Here is a 23188-nt window from a genome sequence, read left to right as displayed (position 1 = left end):
AACGGCCGATCCGGGACCTTCCGACATGGACGTGACGCCACGCCGATTCGAGCGACCGTTGCTGATGGACGTGCTCTGACCGGTAACGTCGCGCGGGTGACGACCCTGCGGCTGGGCCCCGAGGACCCGGCGGACATCGGTCCGGTCCGCACGGTGCTGGCCGCCGCCTTCGCCCGCCCGGACGCGGCGGTCCCCGGCGAGGTGGCGCTCGTCGACGAGTTGCGCGACAGCGACGCGTGGATCCCGGAGCTGGCGATGGTGGCCGAGTACGGCGGCGAGGTGGTCGGCTACGCCCTGCTCAGCCGGGTCTTCGTGCAGTCCGACGACGTCCGCGCCCCGGCGTTGGCGCTCGGGCCGGTCGCGGTGGCCCCGCACCGGCAGCGGGTCGGGCACGGCACGGCGGCGGTGCAGGCCGGGCTGGACGCCGCGACCGAGCTGGGTGAGCGCCTGGTGGTGGTGCTCGGCGACCCCGCGTACTACCGGCGCTTCGGGTTCGTCCGGGCGGACCGGATGGGACTGACCAGCCCGTGGTCCGGTCTGGGGGAGCCGTGGCAGGCGCTGGCGCTGCCGCCGAGCACCAGCGGCGAGGGACCACCGCCGCGCGGCGAGGTGCTGTTCCCGGCACCCTGGTCCCGCGTCTGACCGTCACCGGTGTGTCGTCGACGTGGCTGGTGCCGGGTGCCGCCGCAGAAGCCGGCCCGGCCGGCGGCGGTCAGGCCGGTTGGGTGCGCAGGTAGCGGCCGAAGTGCGGGACGGTGAAGGCGACCGTGCCCCGCTCGCCGGAGTAGATCAGGCCCTTCTTGATCAGCGCGTCCCGGGCCGGGGAGAGGCTCGCCGGCTTGCGCCCGAGCGCCCGGGCGATCTCCGCGGTCGGCACGGCCGCGTCCATGTCGTCCCGGCCGCCGCCGTCGGCCTCCCCTTCCACCAGGGACAACGTCGCCATCGCGCGCATGTACTCGCGCTCGGCCGGGGTGGCCCGCTCGAACCGGGAGCCGAAGAAGCCGACCGCCAGTTCGGCCTCCGCCTCGGGGGCGGCCACCCGCACGTCCGCCGCGGTGATCGGCGAGCGGGGCGCGTGGTCCCACGTCGCCTTGCCGTACGCCTGGACGAAGTAGGGATAGCCACCGGACTTCTCGTAGAGCAGGTCGAGGGCCTTCTGCTCGTACTCGACCTCCTCCCGCTCGGCCGGCGCGCAGAGCGCCTGGTCGGCGGCGATCCGGTCGAGCCGGTCGATGCGCTGGTAGCGGAACAGCCGTTCGGAGTAGGACTTGGCCGCGCTGAGCACGGCCGGGAGGTGCGGCAGGCCGGCGCCCACCACGATCAGCGGGGCGCCGAGCTGGGACAGCTCGTGGCAGGCGGCGCAGAGCGCCGAGACGTCCTCCGGGCCGAGGTCCTGCATCTCGTCGATGAAGACGGCGATCCCGGTGCCCACGTCGGCGGCCACCCCGGCCGCGTCGCTGAGCAGCTCGACCAGGTCGATCTCGATATCGCCGGAGTCGGCCCGGCCGCTGCTCGCCGGCACGTCGATGCCGGGCTGCCAGCGGTCGCGCAGCTTGGGGGCGGCGGCACCGCGCCCGGCGGGTGCGGAGCGCTGGGCGAACGCCTTGAGCACGCCGAGGAAGGCGTCGATCCGGTCCGGCGCGCGGTGCCGGGGAGCCAGCTCGCGGACGGCCATGTGCAGCGCGGCGGCCACCGGCCGGCGCAGTGACTGGTCCGGCCGGGCCTCGATCTTGCCGGTGCCCCAGAGATGGTTGATCGCCTGCGAGCGGAGGGTGTTGAGCAGCACCGTCTTGCCGACGCCCCGCAGCCCGGTGAGCATCAGGCTGCGCTCGGGGCGGCCCCGGGCAATGCGTTCCAGGACCACGTCGAAGACGTCCAGCTCCCGGCCCCGGCCGGCGAGCTCGGGCGGGCGCTGGCCGGCGCCGGGGGCGTACGGGTTGCGGACCGGATCCACGCATCGCAGAGTATCGGGCCGTCTAGCCGAGGGACTAGAGATGCGTAGACGGAGCTACCGGCGTGTCTGCGGGCCTCGACAGCAATCTTGCCCTGTCTAGCATGGACGCTAGACAGGGCAAGATTGACCTACTAGGAGTATTTCCGCAGGCAGAGCACGTAGTCCAAGAGGTCGACCGGGTTGTCGTGCACGTAGTTGACCGTCGACCTCGGCGAGAGGCTCCGGCACCGCTGCCCGTCCGTGGTCACCTGGATCCGCAGCAGCACCTCGAACGTGTCCGGGCCGCAGGGCACCTCGCGCAGCTCGGCCTCCTCGTCCGTGCCGTCGTTGACCACGCAGTCGCCCGCCACACCGCGAAGCCGGTCAGCCCGAGGCAGGGACAGAGCAGCGGGTGGGATCAGCGCTGCTTCAGGCAGAGGACGAAGTCGAGGGTGTCCAGTTCGCTGTCGAAGAAGTACCAGTTGGTGTAGCCGGTGACCTTGGCGCACTTGGCCTCGGCGTCCTTCTCACCGCTGGTCTCGCCGTCGAAACGCCGCAGCACCTCGTACGTCTTCGGGGCGCAGTCGCTGATCAGCAGCTTGGGCTTGCCGCCCGCCGGGCCCTCGTTGCGCACGCACTGCCCCGCCTTCACGAAGCGCGGATCGGCGGACGACGCCGGAGCGGGGGTGGTCGGCGCCGGTTCGCCCGGCCCGGGCAGCGCCGCGCTCGGCGCCCCGGAGGCGGTGGGCGTTGCGCTCGACGCCGGTTCGTCGTCCCGGCCGGCCAGGTACCAGAGCGTGGCGGCACCGGCGAGGACGAGCACCGCCAGCACGGCCAGCACCGCGATCAGCGGACCCCGACCCCGCTTCGGCTGCGGCGGCGTCGGGTCGCCGAGGTACGCGCTGGGGCCGGCCGACCGGTACGGCGCGGTGGACGGGTGGACCTCGGTGGCCGCCCACCCGGGCTGCGGGTACGGCTGGTGGGCGTGCGGGTCGCCCCACGCGGGCGGGCCGTGCGGATCCGGTGCGGCGCCGTACGCGTCGTCCGGGCGTCGCCCGCCCCAAGGCTCCGGGGCGCCGCCACCCGGTGGCCCGTAGTTCGCCATGCACGCCTCCTGCGTACTCGGTGCTGAGAGGCCGGACACCCGTGCGGGACACCGACGCCGTGGTCACCGTAGCGTGGTCCACCGATGAGCTCACCTCCCGCAAGTGCGACACCCACCAGGCCCGGCCTGATCTGGACGGCGCTGCTGCTGGTCTACGTCCTGTGGGGCTCCACCTACCTCGGCATCCGGGTCGCCGTGGAGTCCATGCCGCCGCTCGCCTCGGCCGCCCTCCGGTTCGCCGCCGCCGGGCTGGTGCTCGCCGTCGTCCTGCGGGTGCGACGCGGCCCGGGGGCGTTGCGGGTCGACCGGCGTCAGCTCGCCTCCGCCGCCCTGGTCGGGGTGCTGCTGCTGGCCGGCGGCAACGGCCTGGTGGTGCTCGCCGAGGCGGGTCCGCCCGGGGTGGCCGTGCCGTCGGGCATCGCCGCGCTGCTGGTGGCCACCGTCCCGCTGCTGGTGGTGCTGCTGCGCACCGCCACCGGCGACCGGCCGCGCGGCTGGACCTTCGCCGGGGTGACGCTCGGCTTCCTCGGCCTGGTGCTGCTGGTGCTGCCCACCGGCGGCACGGGCGCGGTGCCGCTGGCCGGCGCGCTCACCGTGGTCGCCGCGGCCACCTCCTGGTCGGTCGGCTCGTTCCTGTCCGGTCGGCTGGCCATGCCCGGCGACCCGTTCGTCGCAACCGTGTACGAGATGTTCGCCGGCGCGGCGGCCCTCGCCGTGGTCGCCCTGGCCCGGGGCGAGCTGCGCGACTTCTCGCCGGGCGAGGTGACGGGCCGGTCCTGGGCGGCGCTGGCGTACCTGATGGTGGCCGGCTCGCTGGTGGCCTTCACCGCGTACGTCTGGCTGCTGCACCACGCGCCCATCTCACTGGTCGCCACGTACGCCTACGTCAACCCGGCCGTCGCGGTCGGGCTCGGCGCGCTGCTGGTCGCCGAGCCGATCACCGCGCAGGTGCTGCTGGGCGGCGCGGTGATCGTGGCCGGCGTGGCGCTGGTGGTGAGCACGGAGCGACCCCGGCGGCCGGCGGCGGAGCCCGCCGACAGGGCAGCCGCGGAACCTGCGCACCGGTAACGTCCCGGCCCGTGTCCGTCGGGCTGCTGACCGTCGCCGCGCTCTGCGGCGGCCTCGTCGGCGCGGCGGCGCCGACCTTCGCCAACCGGTTCACCACGGACCGGTCCGCCACCGGCCGGTGGACGGTCGGCTGGGTGGTCGTCGGTGCGCTGGTGTTCGCCGGGCTGGCCGCCGCGCTCGGGCCGGACCCGGCGCTGCCGGCGTACCTGTTGGTGGCGGCCTTCGGTGTGGTGCTGGCGGTGGTCGACCTGGCCTGCCTGCGGCTGCCCGATCCGCTGGTCGGCGCGGCCGCCCTCGGCGGCGTCGCCGGCCTCGGGGTGGCCGCGCTCGCCGCCGGCACGCCGGGCCGCCTGGCGGTCGCCGTCGCCGGGGCCGCGCTCTCCTTCTCCGGGTACGTCCTGCTGGCGCTGCTGCCCGGCGCCCGGCTCGGCTTCGGCGATGTCAAGCTCGCCGCCGCCCTCGGCCTGCCGCTCGGCTGGCAGGGCTGGCCGACCCTGGGCTACGGGCTGCTCCTGCCGCACCTGCTGAACGGCGTGCTGGTGTTGGCCCTGCTGGCCGCCCGCCGGGTGCGCCGGGACACCGCCCTGCCGTTCGGCCCGGCGCTGCTCGCCGGGGCCTGGCTGGCCGTGCTGCTTGCCTGAGACCCCGCCGTCCTGCGGTCCGGTCCACTCGGCCGCCAGCTGGTGGGCGTGTCGGGAGCCTGGCTGGTGTCGCCGCGAGTGATATGCCTGCCAGGAATAAATATGCCTGACAGGCATATCGGTCACCGGGGGGTGATGCCGCCACCTCCCGTCACTGCGAGTGGTCGGCGTCGGTGCCAGGCCGCCTCGGACGGCGGCAGGTCGTCTGTGCGGCCCGGCGCGTCGGACACCTCGCCGTCCGCTGCAACCGCCCCCCGCGGTCGGAAGCCAGCCGGCAGCCAGCCAGCTAGCCAACCGATCAGGTCAGATCAGGCGGAGCTGGCGGTCCTTCGGTCGGCGGGGCTCGGTCTCACCGAAGCGCTCGAAGAGCCCGGCGTCGATCACGTCGAGGAATGGCGACGGCCGGCAGTCCCGCTCCGACCCGTGCCGGACCCGGCGGGCGGCGTGGCTGACGTAGAGCCGGTCCTGGGCGCGGGTCAGGCCGACGAAGAAGAGCCGCCGCTCCTCGGCGACCGCGTCGTCGTCCGGCTCGGTGCCGGGCCAGCGCAGCGGCAGCAGCCCGTCCTCGGCCCCGACCAGGAAGACCACCGGGAACTCCAGCCCCTTGGCGGCGTGCAGGGTGAGCAGGGTGACCGCCTCGGCGCGCGGGTCGAGCGCGTCCACCTCCGCGCCGGTGGCGAGCTGGGACAGGAACAGCCCGAGGTCGTCGCCGCAGCGGCGGGCCAGCGGGGTGAGCAGGTCGACCGCCGTACGGACGTCCTCGGGGCGTACCGCGGCGGCGCCGTCCAGCGTCGGCACGGCGAAGCGTTCCGCCAGCACCTGCCCGGCCAGCCGGACGCGGGCCGGCAACGAACCGTCCAGCCCGTCGGCGTGCCGCAGCTCCCGGGCGATGGCGGTCACCCCCGGCCGGTCCCGCAGCCGGTCGTGCGAGCGCTTCTGCACCGGGATGTTCGCCCGGGCGAGGGCGTCGACGATCGGGGCGGCCTGCGCGTCGGTGCGGTAGAGCACCGCGATGTCGGAGAAGGAGAGCGTGGTCGACCGGCCGTCGATCCGGCCCGAGTCCAGCGACCGGTGGGACAGGCCGCCGACCAGCTCGTCGATGGTGCGTACCACGAAATCGGCCTCGTCGGCGACGGAGGCCGCCGGGTAGCGGCCGACCAGCGGGGCCTCCGGGTCGAGCCGGGCCGGGTCGAGCCGGCGGCCCCGCACCAGCGACGACGGCGCGATGGCCTGCACGGCGGCGGCCAGGATGGGCGCCGACGAGCGGTAGTTGCGGTTCAGCCGGACCAGCCGGGCGTCGGTGAAGTCCTGCGAGAAGCGCAGGAAGTAGCCCACGTCCGCGCCGCGGAACGAGTAGATCGCCTGGTCCGGGTCGCCGATCGCGCAGAGGTTGCCGTCGGCGGGGCTGAGCAGGCGCAGCAGCTCGTACTGGACCGCGTCGACGTCCTGGTACTCGTCGACGAAGATCCACCGCCAGCGCTCGCGGTAGTCGCGCACCAGCTTCTTGTCGGCCCTCAGCAGCGCGACCGGCAGGGTCAGCAGCTCGTCCAGGTCGACCAGGTCCTGCTTGCGCAGCAGCGCGGTGTAGCGGTCCGGGTCGTCGCCGGCCTCGGCGCGGGCGGCCGCCCGGTCGGCGTCGTCGGCGATCCGGAAGTCCGCCGGCAGCCCGGCGGCGGCCGCGTTCTCGCGCAGGATGGCCAGCCCGAGCGAGTGGAACGTGCCGACGGTGACGTCCTCGGCCACCGGGCCGAGCAGCCCGTCGAGCCGGTGCCGCAGCTCCTCGGCGGCCCGTCGGGTGAAGGTGATCGCCAGGCACTGCTCGGGGAAGACGTTCAGCTCCGCGCAGAGGTACGCGATCCGGTGGGTGAGCGTCCGGGTCTTGCCGGTACCGGGGCCGGCCACGATCAGCAGCGGGCCACCCGGCGCGGACGCGGCCACCCGCTGCATCGCGTCCAACCGGTCGAGCAGGCCGGTGCCGACCTCCTCCATGCCGGCGAGCATCGGCTCGAACGGCTCGTGCGGCGAGGGCGCCGGCGCGATCGGCGGGGGAGGCGGCGGCGCGGCCTTCCGCTTCGGCTCGGCCTTCGGCGCCGCCGGGCGACGGGCCTTCGCCTTCGCCGCCGGCTCCGCGGGCCGTCGCTGCGCCGGCACGGGTACGTCGAAGAGCGTCTCCGCCTGCGCCCCGGTCGCCTTCCCGCCCAGCTCGGCGGGGTCGAAGAGGGTGATCACGCCGTACTCGCCGTCGTAGCCCGGCACCCGGCGGACGTCGCCGCGGCGCAGCCGGCCGATCCCCTCGGCCAGCAGTTCGCCACCGACCCGCCCGATCTCGTCGAGCGGGGTACGGGTGAGGATCTCCAGCTCCGGGCCGAGCGCGGCGACCAGCTCGTGGAGCTTCCCCTCGACCTTCTTGCTCCGCGCACCCACCTTGTTGATCTCGCCGAGAATCTCGGCCAGCGGCACCAGGTGGGTGACCTCGCGGGCGTGCGCGGGACGGTGCCCCGCTGGCCGGTCCGCCAGCTCCTCGACCCGGCTCAGCACGCCGACGGTCAGCGGCTTGCCGCACTCCGGGCAGCGTCCGCCGGCCTGCCGGGTCCGCTCCGGCGACCAGTTGACGCCGCAGAGCCGGTGCCCGTCCGCGTGGTACTTCCCCTCCTCCGGGAAGAACTCGATCGTCCCGGCCAGCCCGTCGCCGGTGCGCAGCGCCTCGCGGATCGCGAAGTAGTCGCGATCGGCGGAGAAGACCGTCGCCTCTCGGCCCAACGCCGGCGGGGAGTGCGCGTCGGAGTTCGAGACGAGCTGGTAGCCGTCCAGGCTGCCGACCCGCCAGTTCATCTCCGGGTCGGAGGAGAGGCCGGTCTCCACCGCGAAGACGTGCTCGGCCAGGTCGGCGTAGCAGTCGGCGATCGCGTCGAAGCCGGACTTCGAGCCGAGCGCGGAGAACCAGGGCGTCCAGATGTGCGCCGGGACCAGGTAGCCGTCGCCGCTGGCCTCCAGGGTGATCTCCAGCAGGTCCCGGGAGTCCAGGCCGAGGATCGGCCGGCCGTCCGACCCGAGGTTGCCGATCCGGCCCAGGGCCGTGTTGAACCGCGCCACCGCGTCCAGGTCGGGCAGGTAGATCAGGTGGTGGACCTTGCGGGTCCGGTCGTCCCGCTTGTAGATCGTGGAGATCTCCACGCTGAGCATGAACCGGACCGGGTCGGTCTCCGCCTCGCTGGCCAGCCGGGGCGGCAGCCGGCGGGCGATGTCCCGCTCCGCCTCGGGGGCGAGCCGGTGGAGCCCGGGCTCGGCCGGGTGCAGCGTCTCGCGCAGGTGGTCGTACCAGGCGGGGTGGGTGAAGTCCCCGGTGCCGAGCACGCCGATGCCCTTGCGCCGGGCCCACCAGCCGAGGTTGGGCAGGGTGAGATCGCGGCTGCACGCGCGCGAGTACTTCGAGTGGATGTGCAGGTCCGCGACGAACGGCGGGACGCCACCGGGGGGTGCGGCGCTGAACGGAGGCACGCCGCATCCTGTCACGGCCGGTCCATCACCCGCCCGCCGCCACGCGTACGCGTGACCTGAGCAATCCGGTGCTGGACTCCGCCGCCCGGTCGCGCTATGCGGCGCGCAGCTCCACCAGGGTGATCTGCGGCGGGGCGCCGACCCGCACCGGCGGGCCCCAGAAACCGGCGCCGTTGGTGACGTACACCTTGGTGCCGTCCACCTCGCCCAGCCCGGAGACGACCGGCTGCTGGAGCTTGACGGCCAGGTTGAACGGCACGATCTGGCCGCCGTGGGTGTGCCCGGAGAGCTGCAGGTCGACGCCGAACTTCGCCGCCTCGTGCGCGGCGACCGGCTGGTGGGCCAGCAGCACGACCGGGCGGCTCGGGTCGCGGTCGCCCAGCGCGGCCGCGAAGTCGGCGGGCGCGGCCAGGCCGGTGCCGGCGGCGGTCACGTCGTTGACGCCGGCCAGGTCCAGCACGCCACCCCGGGCGCGGATCTCCTGCCGCTGGTTCTGCAACACCCGCAGGCCGAGCCGGTCCACCTCCTGGACCCACTCCTCCACCCCGGAGTAGTACTCGTGGTTGCCGGTGACGAAGAAGTTGCCGTAGCGGGACCGCAGGCCGCGCAGCGGCGCCGCGGCCTCGCCCAGCTCGGCGACCGAGCCGTCGACCAGGTCGCCGACGACCGCGACGAGGTCGGCGTCGAGGCGGTTGATCGCGGCGACGATCCGTTCGGTGTGCTCCCGTCCGCGCAGCGGGCCGAGGTGGATGTCGGAGATGGTGGCGATCCGCAGCCCGTCCATGCTGCGCGGCAGCTTCGCCAGCGGGATGCGGACCCGGTCCAGCTCGGGCGGGCCTGTCGCCACCCGGACACCGTAGCCGGTGACGCCGGCCGCGGTGAGTCCGGCGAAGATCGCCGCGCCCCGGGCCAGCAGCAGCCGGCGCGAGGCGTCGTGGTCGGGCTGGTCCACGGCGTCGACGGCCGGCGGGTCGGCGGTGCCGGCCGCCGCCCCGACCAGCACCGGCTCGGGCGCGGCGGCGGTCGACTCGGCGACCGCCGACCGGCGGCGCAGCACCAGTCGGGCGACCGCCATCGGCACTTCCAGCACCAGCAGCAGGACCAGCAGGTAGAACATCACCGCCAGCCAGAGGTAGCCCGGCCAGGCCAGCCAGAACGCCCCGACCGCCCGGGTGCCGGCCATCGTCGCCGGTACGAGCAGCGCCAGCAGCAGCGCGGCGACCCCGCCGATCCGCCGCCCCCGTCCGGGACGGGTGGTGTCCTTGACCAGCCGCTTCCACAGGTAGAAGTGGATCAGGCCGATGATCAGGGCCAGGGTGGCCAGGAACGCCAGAGTCGCCAACATGCCAGCCCTTTCTCAGCCGCCCGCGAAGGGGGGCAGCACGTCGATCGTGACCCCGGCCGGCAACGGTGTCCCACGATCATGACAGCGCACCCCGTCGACCAGGAAACTCGCCACCTCCAGCACGGCGGCCAGCCCCGGCCCGTGCCGCTCGGCGAGTTCACCGACCAGTTCGTCCAGCGACCGGCCGGCGGATGCGGTCTCCTCGGTGCGGCCGGCGGCGGCCCGGGCCCCGGCGAAGTAGCGGACGGTGAGGTCCACGGCTCAGCCTCCGATCGCGGACATCGGCCGAGCCGGTTGCAGGAAGGTGGGGTCGTCGATGCCGTGCCCGGCGCGCTTGCCGCGCATTGCCGCCTGCCAGCGGCGGGCCAGCTCCGCGTCGTCCGCCCCGCCGCGCAGCGCGCCGCGCAGGTCGGACTCCTCGGTGGCGAAGAGGCAGGCCCGGATCTGGCCGTCGGCGGTGAGCCGGGTCCGGTCGCAGTCGCCGCAGAATGGCCGGGTGACGCTGGCGATCACGCCGACCCGGGCCGGTCCGCCGCCGACCAGCCAGGTCTCGGCGGGGGCCGCGCCCCGCTCCGCCGGGTCGGGCGTCAGGGCGAACGCGCCGGCCAGCGAGGCCAGGATCTCGTCGGCGGTGACCATGGTGGCCCGGTCCCAGCCGTGCTGGGCGTCCAGCGGCATCTGCTCGATGAACCGCAGCTCGTAGCCGTGGTCGAGGGCGAACCGCAGCAGCGCCGGGGCCTCGTCCTCGTTGACGCCCCGCATCAGCACCGAATTGACCTTGACCGGGGTGAGCCCGGCGGCGGCGGCGCCGGCCAGCCCGGCGAGCACGTCGGCCAGCCGGTCCCGCCTGGTCAGGCGGCTGAACCGCTCGCGGTCCAGGGTGTCCAGCGACACGTTCACCCGGTCCAGCCCGGCCGCGCGCAGGGTGGGGGCGAGTCGGTCCAGGCCGATGCCGTTGGTGGTGAGAGAGATCCGGGGGCGGGGGGTCAGCGCGGCCACCTCGGCGACGATGCCGGCCAGCCCCGGCCGGATCAGCGGCTCGCCGCCGGTGAAGCGGACCTCGGTCACCCCGAGCCGTTCCACGGCGACCCGGACCAATCGGACGATCTCGTCGTCGCCGAGCAGCTGCGGCCCGGCCAGCCAGGGCAGACCCTCCGCCGGCATGCAGTACGTGCAGCGCAGGTTGCACTTGTCGGTCAGCGAGACCCGCAGGTCCCGGGCGACGCGGCCGTACCGGTCGACGAGGACGCCCTCGGCGGGCGGGGCGACGGTCACCCGTCGACCGTAGCGCGGCCGGGCCCGCCCAGCGATGCTCGGGCGGCCTGGGTTACCGCATCCCGGTACGCCGCGCCGAAGGCGGCGGTGTGCACCAGCAGCAGGTGGAGCTGGTGCAGCGGCAGTCGTTCCCGCCAGCCGTCGGCCAGCGGCCACTCCTCCCGGTAGGCGCCGACGATCCGGTCGAGGTGCGGCGCGCCGCCGAAGAGGGCCAGTTGGGCCAGGTCGGTCTCCCGGTGCCCGCCGTGCGCGGCCGGGTCGACCAGCCAGGCCCGGTCGTCCGCGCCCCAGAGCACGTTGCCCGGCCACAGGTCGCCGTGCACCCGGGCCGGCGGCTCGTCGCCGCCGAACTCGCCGATCCGGGCGACGACCTGCTCCACCAGGGCGGCGTCCGCGCCGCCGAGCGCGCCGCCGGCCACCGACAGCGCCAGGTACGGCAGCAGCCGACGCCGGGCGAACCAGTCCGGCCAGGGCCCCTCGTCGGGGGTGTTGTCCTGACGCAGCGGGCCGATGAAGCCGGGCCAGTCGGCGCCGAAGGCGGACGCCCCGGCCCGGTGCATCCCGGCCAGCTCCCGGCCGAACCGCTCGGCCGCCTCCGGGGACGGCTCGCCCGGCTCCACCCAGTCCAGCGCCAGCAGCTCCGGCAGCGCCACCACCACCTCCGGTACGGCCACCGTGCCCGCCGCGCGCAGCCAACGCAGCCCGGCCGCCTCGCTGGCGAAGAAGCCCTCGGGCGCCGGTCGGTCGGCCCGCTCCGGCCAGCTCTTGGCGAAGACGGAGTGACCGTCGTCCAGGGTGAGCCGGGAGGCGGCACAGACGTCCCCGCCGGAGACCGGCGTCTCCCGGATCCGCTGGTGGGTCAGGAACGTCGGCAGGTGCTCCGGGTGCGCCCGCAGGTACGCCAGGTCCATCAGCGCAAGGTAGCCGCTCCCTGCCGCAACCGGGGGATTCCGAAGCCTGGCAAATCAATGACCTGCGGGAACACTCTCCGTGTCTGTGGACAACCCGCGTGTCGTCCACAGGGCCTGTCGGGCGCGTCCCCCGGGTCGCAGGCTGCCGGCATGACCGCGACCGACCGCCCCCGGCTCACCGTCCGCTCGCCCGCCGACCTGCTCGCCGCCGTGCCGTACCTGCTCGGCTTCCACCCCGCCGACAGCGTCGTCGTGGTGGCGATGCGCGCCCAGCGGGTCGTCTTCGCCGCCCGCGCCGACCTGCCCGACCGTGGCGCCGACCCCCGGCTGCCCGCCGACCACCTCGGCGGGGTCCTCGGCCGGCAGGACGCCGACGCCGCCACCGTCATCGGGTACGGCCCGGCCGACCGGGTCACCCCGACCGTCGACGCGGTACGCGCGGCACTGACCACGGCCGGCCTGACCGTGCTCGACGCGATGCGGGTGACCGACGGCCGGTACTGGTCGTACCTGTGCGCGGAGGCGGCCTGCTGCCCGCCCGACGGCACCCCGTACGACCCGGGCAGCAGCGAGGTCAGCGCCGCCGCGGTCTACGCCGGTCAGGTCGCGCTGCCCGACCGGGCCGCCCTCACCGCCCAGGTGGCCGCCGCCGACGGGCGGGACCGGGCGGCGATGCGGCAGGCCGGCGTCCGGGCTGAACGGCGGCTGCTCACCCTGCTGACCGAGGCGCCCGCCGCCGACCTGCTCGGCGGTCGCTCGATCCGGGCGGCCGGCGTCGCCGCCGTCCGGGACGCCCGGCGGGCGCACCGCCGGGGCGAGCGGCTCACCGACGACGAGGTGGCCTGGCTCAGCCTGCTCCTGACCCACCTCCCGGTGCGCGACCACGCCTGGGAACGCACCGACGGGCGGGAGGAGGACATCGACCTCTGGGGCGACGTGCTGCGCCGCGCCGAGGAGGAGCTGATCGCGGCGCCGGCGAGCCTGCTGGCCTTCGCCGCCTGGCGGGCCGGCCAGGGCGCGCTGGCCGCGGTCGCGTTGGAGCGGGCGCTGGCAGTCCACCCCGACTACTCCCTGGCCCAGCTCCTCGACGACCTGCTCCGCCGCGGCGTACCCCCGGCCGAGCTGGACGGCTGGCCGGCCGTCGGAGAGCCGGGCGTGGTCCGGCGGCGTCCCCGCCGGCGACGACACGTGCGGCGGGGCCTCGGATGAGGGTGGTGCGGGAAATTCTGCCGACATCGCTTCCGGCGGGCGTCGGTCGGCAGGTCAGTCGACCAGCATCCGGTGCCCGCCGGCGTAGACGTTCATCGTCCGGCCGCGCAGGAAGCCGACCAGCGTCATCCCGGCCTCCTCCGCCAGGTCGGCGGCGAGCGAACTGGGCGCGGAGACCGCCGCGAGCAGCGGTACGCCGGCCATCCACGCCTTCTGGGTCAGCTCGAAGCTGGCCCGACCGGAGACCAGCAGCAGGTGCCCGGCCAGCGGGAGGCGACGTTCCCGCACCGCCCAGCCGACCACCTTGTCCACCGCGTTGTGCCGGCCGACATCCTCCCGCAGCACCACCGGCTCGCCCTCGGCGGTGAACAGCCCCGCCGCGTGCAGGCCGCCGGTGCGGTCGAAGGCCCGCTGGGCCGCCCGTAACCGGTCGGGCAGCGCGGCGAGCACCTCGGCCCGGACGGTGAGCGGATCGTCCACCACCGGGTACGGCGACCGGGTCCGCACCGCCTCGATGCTGGCCTTGCCGCAGACCCCGCACGCGCTGGTGGTGTAGAAGTTCCGGGACGGGTCGGTGGTGGGTTCGGGCACGCCCGGGGCGAGCACCACGTCCACCACATTGTAGGTGTTCGGGGTCTCCGCCCCGGCGCAGAGCTGGGCGGTGAGCACGTCCTCGGTCGACCGGATCAGCCCCTCGGTGAGCAGGAAGCCGATCGCCAGGTCGATGTCGTCGCCGGGGGTACGCATGGTGACCGCGAGCGGCCGGCGTCGACCGGGACCGGCCGGGCCGACCCGGATCTCCAGCGGCTCCTCCACCGAGAGGGTGTCCGGCCGGCGTACCGGGGCGCGTCCGTCGGCCACCGCGTCGAGGTCGATGCGGAGCACACTCCGCCGGTCAGTCGCCCGTCCCATCCCGCCATCCTCCCCCGCCCGCCGAGCGACCCGCACCGCGACGCCGGCCGGCGTGGGGGGCCGCCGATCCCGCGGCATCGGCGGCGGAGGGCAGCCGCGCGCCGACCCGGACGACGACGCCGGCCGGGCGGACGGGTCGGCGCGAGGCTACGGTTGCCCGGTGACGGCGTACGCGGCGGTGGTGCTCGCGGGCGGCGCGGCGCGCCGGATGGGCGGGCGGGACAAGCCGGCGCTGCCGGTCGGTGGAATGCCGATGCGGGAGCGGGTGCTGGCGGCCGTCGCCGACGCGGCCCCGCGGATCCTGGTCGGGCCGGCCGACGCGGTCCCCGGCGACGTGCTGGTGACCCGCGAGCGACCGCCGGGCGGTGGCCCGGTGGCGGCGACCGCGGCCGGGCTCGCCCTGCTGCCCCCCGACACGACCACCGTCGCCCTGCTCGCCGCCGACCTGCCGCTGCTCACCCCGGAGGCGGTCGGCGTGCTGCTGCGCGCGCTGCACCCGGAGCCCGACGGGGCGCCGCCGCGCGGTCACGTGGCCGACGGGCCGGACGGGGTCTGCTTCCTCGACGACCGGGGCCGGCGACAGCCGCTGTGCGGTGTGTGGCGGACGGCGGCGTTGCGGGACGCGCTGGCCCGCCTCGTCGGGCGTCGGGGCGGTACGCCCGACGGCGCCTCGATGCGCGAGTTGCTCGCCGAGCTGAGGGTGCGTGACCTGCCGTGGTCCGGCAGCGGCCCGCCGCCGTGGTTCGACTGCGACACTGACTCAGACGTACGCCGGGCGGAGGAGTGGACGCGATGACGGTGATGGACGACTGGCTGACGGCGGCCTGCGCCGAGCTGGGGCTCGACCGGGCCGAGGTCCCGGTGCCGACGGTGCTCGACCTGGCCAGGGACGTCGCCCACCAGGTGCTGCGGCCGGGCGCGCCGGTGAGCGCGTACCTGCTCGGGGTGGCGGTCGGGCGAGGCGCCGACCCGGCGGGCGCCGCCGCGCGGCTGAGCGCCCTGGCCGCGACCTGGCCGGTGGAGCTGGGCGGCGACCGTCCCGACTGAGTCGCACTCGCCGCGTTGTCCGATCCCGGTCGCGGTGGATTCGACACCGGGTGGGCCTGGGTAGGGTGACCTTGACGGACGGAGGCGATCATGACGGCAGACCACCCCTCGAAGCCGACCGGTGATCAGCCCGGCAGCTCGCCGGAGCAGCACGAGTCGGTCCTGCTGGACGAGCCGAGCACGGCCGACCTGCGGGCCAAGGTGACCGAGGCGTGGCGGGAGTTCGCCCGCGCGCTGGCCGAGCGGCTGCGCGCGCTGCCCACCGGGGCGCACGTCGAGCTGACCCTCGATCCGACGGCCTCCGGTACCGGCAACGCCGTCTACTCGATCAGCGTGGACGTGGGCGACGGGGGGCGGGTCTCCGCACGGGCGGTCGGCAACGCCACCCTGCCGCAGGGCTACCGGCTGGACCGGGCCGCCGTCGCGGACATGATCGCGCTGGGCTGGTCGCCGCCGGGCGTGCTGGAGGGCTCCCGGGACCAGTTCGGCCTGGAGGGCTCGACCGCCGACGCCAGCAAGGTGGCCGCGCTGCTCTCCCGCACCCTGCGCGACGTCTACGGCGCCCCGCACCCGGCCTTCCTCGTCTACCTCGTGCACGACGCCGAGGGGGAGCCGCTGCCGGCCGAACCGCTCGGCACCGCGCGCAGCGAGTTCGGCCCGGACCGCGACGTCGAGGCGGACCTCGACGAGGCGCTGGCCGCCGCCGCGAGCGCGCAGAAGAGCGAAGAGGGTGAGGATGTGCTCGCGCTGGAGGAGCGGGTCCGCACTGTCGTGTCGACCATGCTCAAGTCGAAGTCCGACCAGCTCCAGGTGGACTCGGACGGCGACATCAACATCCGCGCCGGCTCGGCGATGGTGTTCGTCCGGGTACGCGACAACCCGCCGCTGGTCGACGTCTTCTCGCCGGTGCTCACCGAGGTCGAGCCGACCGAGCGCCTCTACGTGAAGCTCTCCGAGCTGACCAACCGGATGCCGATCGGCCGGCTCTACTGCGCCGACGACACCGTCTGGGCCTCCATCCCGGTCTTCGGCCGCAACTTCCAGGCCACCCATCTGATGCTCGCGGTGCAGGTGATGACCGGGCTGGCCGACGAGCTGGACGACCGGCTGCACGGCGAGTTCGGCGGCAAGCGGTTCTTCGGCGAGGGCGACAAGCCGAGCCGGCCGGCGGACTCCGAGCACCGGACGGGCATGTACCTCTGACTCTTCCGTTCGGCGCGGCCTGCGGGAGCGGTCGGCGACGCCTGCGGATCCGCCGGGCGACGTCGAGCGCCGGTCGACGGGTGAGCGTCAGCGGCAGCGAGCGTCAGTGGACGTCGAGCAGGGTCTTGCCGACGGTGGCCCGCGACTGCATCGCGGCGTGCGCGTCGGCGGCCCGCTCCAGCGGGAACCGCTGCCCGATCCGTGGGTGCAGCCGGCCGGCCGCGCCCTCGGCCAGCGCCCGGACGGTTAGCGCGCGCAACTCGTCCGGGCCGGCGGTCGGTCGCAGCAGGGTCACCCCGCGCGCCGTGGCGGTCTCCGTCGGCACGTCGGTCCAGCTGCCGGAGGCGAGCCCGAAACTGAGCATCCGACCGCCGGGGTCGAGCAGGTCGAACGCCGCGCGGCCCACGTCGCCGCCGACGCCGTCGAAGACGACGTCCACCCCGCCGGTCGCGGCGCGTACCCGGTCGGCCCAGTCGGGCTCCCGGTAGTCGATCACGACGTCGGCGCCCGCCGCCCGGACCAGTTCCGTCTTGCGGGGGCCGCCGGCCAGGCCGACCACCCGCGCTCCCGCCCGCGCGGCGAGCTGGACCAGCAGGCCGCCCACCCCACCGGCGGCGGCCTCGACCAGTACCCGTTCGCCCGCCTTGAGCGAGGCGGCGTCGGTCAGCAGCAGCGCGGTACGGCCGTCGGCGAGCAGCGCCACCGCGTCGTCCAGCGCCAACGCGTCGGGTACCTCGACCGGCGCGGCCCGGTCCACCACGACCCGTTCGGCGTACCCGCCGGAGCCGCCGGTGCCGCTGACCACCCGCCGGCCGATGAGCCCGGGGTCCACGTCCGGGCCCACCGCGCCGATCACGCCGCCGACCCCGTTGCCGGGGATCACCGGCAACGGGCCGCGGAACGGCCCGAACCCGGTGGCCCGGAACATCGTCTCGACGAAGGTGAGGTTGACGTGGGCCACCTCGATCAGCACCTGCCCCGGCCCGGGCGTCGGATCGGGCGCCGTTCCCGGCACCAGCACCTCCGGCCCGCCGAACTCCCGCAGCCACACCGCCCGCACGATCCCCCCTCACGCCGCCGTCCGGCCCAGTCGACGACATGAAGTGGGGTTGAGGTCAAGCGCGGGTCAGCCGGTGGACGGCCCGACGCCGGGGGACTCGACCAGGCGGGAGAGCACGATGGTGCTCCGGGTGGAGGTCACGAACGACTCCGCCCGCAGCCGCTCCAGCGCCTCCTCCAGGTGGGCGATGTCGGCGGCCCGCAGGTGCACCAGGGCGTCCGCCTCGCCCGAGACGGTGTACGCCCCGACCACCTCCGGGTGCCGCCGGGCGGCCACCCCGATCTGCGCGGGGGTGGTCCGGCCGGCGCAGAAGAGCTCGACGAAGGCCTCCGTGGTCCAGCCGACGGCGGCCGGGTCGACCACCGCGGTGAAGCCCCGGATCACCCCGGCGGAGCGGAGCCGGTCGACGCGTCTCTTCACCGCCGGAGCGGAGAGTGACACCCGGCTGCCGATGTCGGCGTACGACGCGCGAGCGTCCGCCACGAGCAACGCAATGATTCGCTGGTCAACCGCGTCAATCTGCAACGTTCCGCCTTCAGAAAGCAAGAGTTCTGGCTGTTACCAAAGTTCTACGCTACCTACTCTTGGTCACCGTGAACCAGCAGCGAGTGCCGCGAAAGCGGACATATCTCATGTGCTCGCCCGAGCATTTCGCCGTCGAGTACGCCATCAACCCGTGGATGGACGTCACCACCGCAGTCGACGCGGAGCTGGCGGTCAAACAGTGGGACCGGCTGCGGGAGACGCTGGTCGGCCTCGGCCACGACGTGCACCTGCTCACCCCCGAGGCCGGGCTGCCGGACATGGTCTACGCCGCCAACGGTGCCTTCGTGGTGGACGGGACGGTCTACGGCGCCCAGTTCAAGCACGAGCAGCGCACCGCCGAGGCCGCCGCGCACCGGGCGTTCTACGAGTCGCAGGGCTGGCGGTTCATCGCGCCGAGCGAGACCAACGAGGGCGAGGGCGACTTCGCGTACCTGCCGGAGGCGCACGGCGGGCTGGTCCTCGCCGGCCACGGCTTCCGCACCGAGCTGCCGGCGCACGCCGAGGCGCAGGAGGCGCTCGGCCGGCCGGTGGTGTCGCTGCGCCTGATCGACCCGCGCTTCTACCACCTCGACGTGGCGCTCGCCTCGATCGACGACGAGAACATCGTCTACTTCCCGGGCGCCTTCTCGGCGGCCAGCCAGAAGGTGCTCACCCAGCTCTTCCCCGACGCGGTGATCGCGGACGACGAGGACGCGATGACCTTCGGCCTGAACCTGGTCAGCGACGGGCTCAACGTCGTGCTCAACAGCGAGGCGACCCGGCTGGCCGGCAAGCTCAAGGCGGCCGGCTACCACCCGGTGCCGGTCGAGCTGGCCGAGCTGAAGAAGGGCGGCGGCAGCGTGAAGTGCTGCATCGCCGAGCTGCGTCACTGACGCCACCACGGCGTACGCCGAGGGCCGGCCTCCCCGCGGGGAGACCGGCCCTCGGCGCGTACGGGGCCCGGCGCTCAGCCGAGCGTGGCGATCTCGTTGAGCATGACGTTGGACAGCAGCCGGCCGTCGAACTGCACGGTGCGCAGGTACCACCGCTGCTGCGGCGTGCGGGGCTGGTTGAACTGCCACACCCCGCGCGGGCTGTCGATCTGGCCCACCTTGCCGAGGGCCAGGTTGACCTGCTGCGGGGTCGGGTTCGCCCCGGCGATCCGAATCGCCCCGTCGAGCACCTGGGCGGCGTCGTACGAGGCCATCGCGTACGTGCTGGGCGATACGTTGAACGTCTTGCGGTACGCGGAAGCGAAGATCCGGTTGGCGTTGTTGTTCAGGTCGGCCGAGTAGTTCGACACGGTCTGGATCGGGCCGGGCAGCAGCCGTTCGGTCTTGTCGTCCACCAGCACCCCGCGTGCCTCGTTGAGCACGCTGCCCTCGGTGAGGAACCCGGGCGCGTAGATCGGCCCGGTGTAGGCCGGGCGGTGCCGGCGCAGCTGCTTGATGAACTGGATGGCCGCGGTGCCGGAGAAGTGGCAGAAGATCGCGGTGGGCCTGCGGTTGAGCGCCTGCCGGATGTCGGAGACGTACTCGCTCTCGTCCGGGTCGGCGGTGGGGTTCGTCCAGACCGGGTCGCCGGCGATCCGCGGGTCGTCGACGCCGAAGCCCTGGCGGAAGCCCTGCACGACGTCGAGGCTGGCGCCGCCTTCCGGGGCGATGATCACCACCCGGCTGCCGGCCGGCAGCCGCTGCTTCAGGTACGCCCCGAGCGCCCGGCCCGGCTCGTCCAGCACGTACGAGGTGCGCCAGATGTAGACCACGCTCTGCAGGCTGACCGGCGAGGCGTTCGACCCGATCAGCGGCACCCGGGCCTTCTCCACGATGTCCCGGATGCCGGACATCACCGTCGGGTTGACCACCCCGGTGAGGGCGAGCACGCCCTGCTTGAGCAGGCCGTTCACGGCCTCCTGACCGGTCTTGGCGTTGTCGCCCTCGTCGGCCTTCACCAGGGTCACCGGGTGCCCGCCGAGGCGCTGGCCGTGGGTGGCGAGGTAGAGCTCGAAGCCGTTGACGACGTCCTCGCCGATGGTCCTGCCCGAGCCACTCTCGGGGGCGACGAGACCAATTTTGATCGGCGAGCCGGTCGCGGTGGGTTCACCCTCGTCGTCCGTGCCGCAGCCGGCGACCAGCCCGGTGGTACCGAGCGCGGCCAGCAGCTGCAGGGCGCGCCTGCGGTTCATCTGCGACACCAAAATCCTTCCGGAGCGTTGCGGGGCGTCACCGCCCCCTCGGCGTTCTACCTGGTTGACGACGCTGCGTCAATGGCTATTGATCTTTGTGCAGCGACTGCAACGCAGCTCTGACGCGCGGCCAGGCGGCCGACTCCGGGTCGATGAGCCCGAAGTGCTCGCATTCTGGCACTTCAACGAGGCTCACATCGCCCCCGGCCGCCTTGGCCGTAGCCGCGTAACCCCGGCTGATCGTGACCGGCACCTGCAGGTCCTGGACCCCGTGCACGATCACGATGCGTGTCCGAAGCGGCACCAACTCCCGCGGATCGGCCGCCGCGTACCGGTCCGGGTGTTCCGCCGGGCCGCCGCCGAGCAGCGCGGCCACCGCCCCGCCGTCCAGGTCCAGCCGGTACGCCTCGGCGAGGTCGGCGACCGGGGCCAGCGCCAGCACCCCCCGTACGGTGGCCGGGGCGTGCGCCGCCGCGTAGAGCGCGAGGTGCCCGCCGGCCGAGTGCCCGAGCAGCAGCGGTGGCCCGGCGGCCACCCGGCCGGGCAGGGCGCGGGCGGCCACCGCGGGCAGCGCCGCCACGCCGGCCAGCACATCGGTGAGGGTGCCCGGCCAGCCGCCGCCCGGCTGCCCGGTCCGCCGGTACTCGAGCTGCGCCACCGGCCAGCCCAGTGCCGCCAGCGCGGTGGCCAGCGGGCCGGTGTGGGTCCGGTCGTACTCGGCGCGCCAGAAGCCACCGTGCAGCACCGCGACCAGCGGTCGGGCCGGGCCGTCCCCGGCGGGACGGCGCAGGTCGACGATCTGATCGGGGTGGTCGCCGTAGGCGAGGGTCTCATCGGGGGGCGGAGCGGGCCGGGTGAGCACGGCGCGCGGGTCGGCGGGCATGTCGGCGACGGTAGCGCGACCGCCACCGGCCGGGGGGCGTGACCGGTCCCACCGCGTGTGGCTCGCGGGCGTGGGTAAAGATGGGTGCCATGACCGTTGCGCACTCCGCTGGACAGAACGACGAGCCGGGCACCGAGGACACCGGGCACTCGGGCACCGTGGTGGTGATCGGCCCGGACGGCCGCCCGGTCGGCACCGTGCAGACCGACGAGGCGGCGGGCGAGGACCCGACCCGCCTGGTCGAGCAGCCGGCCAAGGTGATGCGGATCGGCAGCATGATCAAGCAGCTGTTGGAGGAGGTCAAGTCGGCCCCGCTGGACGACGCCAGCCGGCACCGGATGCGGGAGATCCACGAGCGGTCGATCGTCGAGCTCAAGGAGGGCCTCGCCCCCGAGCTGCGCGAGGAGCTGGAGCGGATCTCGCTGCCCTTCACCGAGGACAAGGCGCCCAGCGAGGGCGAGCTGCGCATCGCCCACGCCCAGCTCGTCGGCTGGCTGGAGGGGTTGTTCCACGGCATCCAGGCCGCGCTGGTCGCCCAGCAGATGGCCGCCCGGGTGCAGCTGGAGCAGATGCGTTCCGGCCGGCAGGCGCTGCCGAGCGGTCCCGGCGGGATGGTGCCGGGCATGCCGGGCATCGGCCAGCCGCAGGGCGGCGAGGGGCATCCCACCGGCCAGTACCTCTGACCGGCCGGTCCGCTCAGCCCACCCCGAAGACCTTCTCCAGGTACGCCGCCACGCCGTCGGCGGAGTTCGCTCCGGTCACCTCGTCGGCGATCTCCAGGACGGCGGGGTGTGCGTTGGCCACCGCCACCGCCCGACCGGCCCAGGTCAGCATCGGCAGGTCGTTGGGCATGTCGCCGAACGCGAGCACGTCGCGTTCGTGGATGCCGAGGCGGGCGGCGTACCAGGCCAGCCCGGCCGCCTTGGTCACCCCGGCGGCGGAGATCTCCACCAGCCCGCTGTACGACGAGTGCGTCGCCTCGGCCAGCCCCTGGAGCGCCCCGGCCACCACCCGGACGAAGACGTCCGGGTCCTGCTCCCCGGCCCGGGCCAGCAGCTTCACCGCCGGTACGGAGTGCAGCTCCTCGGGCGACTCGACGGCCCGGATGGCGTCGTGGTCGGCGTCCCAGCGCAGCGGGTAGTGCGCCTCGTGCCGCATCTGCCGGCTGTCGACGATCTCCACCGCGAAGCTCACCTCGGGCACCGCGGCGCGCAGCCGGCGGGCCACCTCGGCGAGGAGTTCCGGGGCGAGCGGGTCGGCCCGCAGCACCTCGTCGGCGACCGGGTCGTACACCACCGCGCCGTTGGCGCAGATCGCCGGCAGCGGGGCGGCGAGCTGGTCGTACACGAGCTGGAGCCAGCGGATCGGGCGGCCGGTGACCAGCACGACCGGCGTGCCCTGCGCGCAGATCCGCTCCAGCACCGTCGCGGTACGCGCGCTGAGCGTCCGGTCGTCGCCGAGCAGCGTGCCGTCGATGTCGGTCGCGACCAGTCGGGGTGTCTCTCCCATCACCGGGAGAGTAGCCGGTCCAGGTAGATCGCGACCCCGTCGTCGTCGTTGCGCAGGGTGATCTCGTCCGCGGCGGCGCGGACCGCGGGGTGCGCGTTGGAGACGGCCACCCGACCCCAGCCGGCCCAGGCGAACATCGGCAGGTCGTTGGGCATGTCCCCGAAGACCAGCACCTCCGCCGGGTCGACGCCGAGCCGTTCGGCCACCACGCTGAGCCCGGTGGCCTTGTCCACCCCCGGCGGGCAGATCTCGACGAAGCCCAGCCCGGCCTGGGTGAGCGTGGCCACCTGCGGCGGGACGATCCGGCGGGCGGTGGCCAGCAGCTCGTCCACGTGGTGGTCGGCGGTCCGGACGAACGCCTTGATCACGTCGCAGGAGAGGCACTCGGCGCGGCTGCGCGCCTCGAACCGGTCCTGGTACGGCCAGCTCGGGTGGTAGTCGCCCCAGAGCGGCGCGTCCTGCTCGGCGGACGCCTCGACCATCACGGTCAGCGGCCCGACCTCGGCCTCCAGGTCGGCCAGCAGTCCGGTCAGCACCTCACCGGGCAGCCGCTCGTCGCGCAGCACCACCGGGCCGGCCGGGTCGCTCTGGTCCACCACGCAGCCGCCGCCGGCCATCACCAGGAAGTCGGCGGCGCGGATGTCGTTTCGGGTGAGTTCCTTGAGCCGGGGGCCGCGACCGGTCGCGCCGACCACCGGGATGCCGGCGGCCCGCACCCGGTCGAGCACCTGGTGGGTGTACGCGGAGACGGTCTCGTCGCTACGGACGAGCGTCCCGTCCAGATCGGTGGCGATCAGCTTGGGCAGGCCCGGGCGGATCATGGTTCCTCCTTCGCCCGCCGCCGTCGCAGCCAGCCGTTTCGGTCATCGGTGCCTCGAC

The 23188-nt window shown here is 74.6% G+C and carries 24 protein-coding genes; 9 read left to right on the top strand and 15 right to left on the bottom strand.

Annotated elements, in window-relative coordinates:
• The first annotated feature begins 96 nt into the window (after positions 1–96).
• On the top strand, positions 97–642 hold the full coding sequence (locus M2302_RS18415; RefSeq protein ID WP_280839097.1) for an N-acetyltransferase: 546 nt from the start codon (positions 97–99) through the stop codon (positions 640–642).
• Positions 643–712: 70 nt separating this feature from the next.
• Here M2302_RS18415 and M2302_RS18410 read toward each other — a convergent pair whose 3' ends face one another.
• From M2302_RS18410 to M2302_RS18400, 3 genes are all read right to left on the bottom strand, one after another.
• Positions 713–1954 carry an ATP-binding protein gene (locus M2302_RS18410; protein WP_154941106.1) on the bottom strand — a complete coding sequence of 414 codons (1242 nt, stop codon included), beginning with the start codon at positions 1952–1954 and terminating at the stop codon, positions 713–715.
• 131 nt (positions 1955–2085) lie between these two features.
• Positions 2086–2304, bottom strand: a complete 219-nt coding sequence (locus tag M2302_RS18405) for a hypothetical protein (RefSeq protein WP_280839096.1) — start codon at positions 2302–2304, stop codon at positions 2086–2088.
• Positions 2305–2351: 47 nt separating this feature from the next.
• Positions 2352–3038, bottom strand: a complete 687-nt coding sequence (locus tag M2302_RS18400; protein ID WP_280839095.1) for a hypothetical protein — start codon at positions 3036–3038, stop codon at positions 2352–2354.
• Between the two features lie 84 nt (positions 3039–3122).
• Here M2302_RS18400 and M2302_RS18395 point away from each other — a divergent pair, with 84 nt between their 5' ends.
• Positions 3123–4106: an EamA family transporter gene (locus tag M2302_RS18395; protein WP_280839094.1), complete on the top strand. Its 984-nt coding sequence runs from the start codon at positions 3123–3125 to the stop codon at positions 4104–4106.
• A gap of 11 nt (positions 4107–4117) precedes the next feature.
• Entirely contained in the window at positions 4118–4747 is a 630-nt protein-coding gene (locus tag M2302_RS18390) for an A24 family peptidase (protein WP_280839093.1), read from the top strand.
• A 303-nt stretch (positions 4748–5050) separates the two neighbouring features.
• On the opposite strand, the gene M2302_RS18385 is transcribed toward M2302_RS18390, so the two are convergent.
• The 5 genes from M2302_RS18385 to M2302_RS18365 form a co-directional block, all read right to left on the bottom strand.
• Positions 5051–8245 carry a UvrD-helicase domain-containing protein gene (locus M2302_RS18385; RefSeq protein ID WP_280839092.1) on the bottom strand — a complete coding sequence of 1065 codons (3195 nt, stop codon included), beginning with the start codon at positions 8243–8245 and terminating at the stop codon, positions 5051–5053.
• 94 nt (positions 8246–8339) lie between these two features.
• A complete protein-coding gene (locus M2302_RS18380) occupies positions 8340–9590 on the bottom strand; it encodes a metallophosphoesterase (protein WP_280839091.1) in 1251 nt (416 codons plus the stop codon).
• A gap of 12 nt (positions 9591–9602) precedes the next feature.
• A complete protein-coding gene (locus tag M2302_RS18375; RefSeq protein ID WP_154941116.1) occupies positions 9603–9848 on the bottom strand; it encodes a MoaD/ThiS family protein in 246 nt (81 codons plus the stop codon).
• A gap of 3 nt (positions 9849–9851) precedes the next feature.
• On the bottom strand, positions 9852–10865 hold the full coding sequence (gene moaA, locus M2302_RS18370) for a GTP 3',8-cyclase MoaA (RefSeq protein ID WP_280839090.1): 1014 nt from the start codon (positions 10863–10865) through the stop codon (positions 9852–9854).
• On the bottom strand, positions 10862–11776 hold the full coding sequence (locus M2302_RS18365) for a fructosamine kinase family protein (RefSeq protein WP_280839089.1): 915 nt from the start codon (positions 11774–11776) through the stop codon (positions 10862–10864). The genes moaA and M2302_RS18365 overlap by 4 nt, the downstream gene beginning before the upstream one ends.
• Before the next feature lie 150 nt (positions 11777–11926).
• Here M2302_RS18365 and M2302_RS18360 point away from each other — a divergent pair, with 150 nt between their 5' ends.
• Positions 11927–12985: a DUF4192 domain-containing protein gene (locus M2302_RS18360; RefSeq protein ID WP_280839088.1), complete on the top strand. Its 1059-nt coding sequence runs from the start codon at positions 11927–11929 to the stop codon at positions 12983–12985.
• Between the two features lie 54 nt (positions 12986–13039).
• Here the strand turns inward: M2302_RS18360 and fdhD are convergent, their stop codons facing one another.
• Positions 13040–13897, bottom strand: a complete 858-nt coding sequence (fdhD, locus tag M2302_RS18355; protein ID WP_280839087.1) for a formate dehydrogenase accessory sulfurtransferase FdhD — start codon at positions 13895–13897, stop codon at positions 13040–13042.
• Between the two features lie 160 nt (positions 13898–14057).
• Here fdhD and M2302_RS18350 point away from each other — a divergent pair, with 160 nt between their 5' ends.
• The 3 genes from M2302_RS18350 to M2302_RS18340 all read left to right on the top strand — a co-directional run bounded on the left by M2302_RS18350 (position 14058) and on the right by M2302_RS18340 (position 16147).
• A complete protein-coding gene (locus M2302_RS18350; RefSeq protein WP_280839086.1) occupies positions 14058–14693 on the top strand; it encodes an NTP transferase domain-containing protein in 636 nt (211 codons plus the stop codon).
• A complete protein-coding gene (locus M2302_RS18345; protein WP_280839085.1) occupies positions 14690–14944 on the top strand; it encodes a DUF6457 domain-containing protein in 255 nt (84 codons plus the stop codon). The genes M2302_RS18350 and M2302_RS18345 overlap by 4 nt, the downstream gene beginning before the upstream one ends.
• Positions 14945–15034: 90 nt before the next feature.
• Positions 15035–16147, top strand: coding sequence for a hypothetical protein (locus M2302_RS18340; protein ID WP_280839084.1), 1113 nt, complete (start codon positions 15035–15037; stop codon positions 16145–16147).
• Positions 16148–16250: 103 nt separating this feature from the next.
• On the opposite strand, the gene M2302_RS18335 is transcribed toward M2302_RS18340, so the two are convergent.
• Complete coding sequence (locus M2302_RS18335; RefSeq protein WP_280839083.1) at positions 16251–17207, bottom strand: zinc-binding dehydrogenase; 957 nt, start codon at positions 17205–17207, stop codon at positions 16251–16253.
• Positions 17208–17273: 66 nt separating this feature from the next.
• Positions 17274–17732 (bottom strand): Lrp/AsnC family transcriptional regulator, encoded by a 459-nt coding sequence (locus M2302_RS18330; RefSeq protein ID WP_088959726.1) that lies wholly within the window; start codon positions 17730–17732, stop codon positions 17274–17276.
• Positions 17733–17791: 59 nt separating this feature from the next.
• Here M2302_RS18330 and ddaH point away from each other — a divergent pair, with 59 nt between their 5' ends.
• Positions 17792–18625 carry a dimethylargininase gene (gene ddaH / locus M2302_RS18325; protein WP_348529428.1) on the top strand — a complete coding sequence of 278 codons (834 nt, stop codon included), beginning with the start codon at positions 17792–17794 and terminating at the stop codon, positions 18623–18625.
• Between the two features lie 74 nt (positions 18626–18699).
• Here ddaH and M2302_RS18320 read toward each other — a convergent pair whose 3' ends face one another.
• Positions 18700–19926 carry an ABC transporter substrate-binding protein gene (locus M2302_RS18320; protein WP_280839082.1) on the bottom strand — a complete coding sequence of 409 codons (1227 nt, stop codon included), beginning with the start codon at positions 19924–19926 and terminating at the stop codon, positions 18700–18702.
• A gap of 76 nt (positions 19927–20002) precedes the next feature.
• Complete coding sequence (locus tag M2302_RS18315) at positions 20003–20800, bottom strand: alpha/beta hydrolase (protein ID WP_280839081.1); 798 nt, start codon at positions 20798–20800, stop codon at positions 20003–20005.
• A gap of 80 nt (positions 20801–20880) precedes the next feature.
• Here M2302_RS18315 and M2302_RS18310 point away from each other — a divergent pair, with 80 nt between their 5' ends.
• Complete coding sequence (locus M2302_RS18310) at positions 20881–21483, top strand: bacterial proteasome activator family protein (protein ID WP_280839080.1); 603 nt, start codon at positions 20881–20883, stop codon at positions 21481–21483.
• Between the two features lie 13 nt (positions 21484–21496).
• On the opposite strand, the gene M2302_RS18305 is transcribed toward M2302_RS18310, so the two are convergent.
• Both M2302_RS18305 and M2302_RS18300 read right to left on the bottom strand, forming a co-directional pair.
• On the bottom strand, positions 21497–22309 hold the full coding sequence (locus tag M2302_RS18305) for an HAD family hydrolase (protein WP_088959731.1): 813 nt from the start codon (positions 22307–22309) through the stop codon (positions 21497–21499).
• Positions 22309–23130 carry an HAD-IIB family hydrolase gene (locus M2302_RS18300; RefSeq protein WP_280839079.1) on the bottom strand — a complete coding sequence of 274 codons (822 nt, stop codon included), beginning with the start codon at positions 23128–23130 and terminating at the stop codon, positions 22309–22311. Before M2302_RS18300 ends, M2302_RS18305 begins: the two co-directional genes overlap by 1 nt.
• Between the last annotated feature and the right edge of the window lie 58 nt (positions 23131–23188).

It is taken from the genome of Micromonospora sp. A200 (genome assembly GCF_029893845.1).
GTDB classification, from domain to species: domain Bacteria; phylum Actinomycetota; class Actinomycetes; order Mycobacteriales; family Micromonosporaceae; genus Micromonospora; species Micromonospora purpureochromogenes.
The sequence above is the reverse complement of the archived record's forward strand: the minus strand, read 5'-3'. Positions and strand labels throughout refer to the sequence as shown.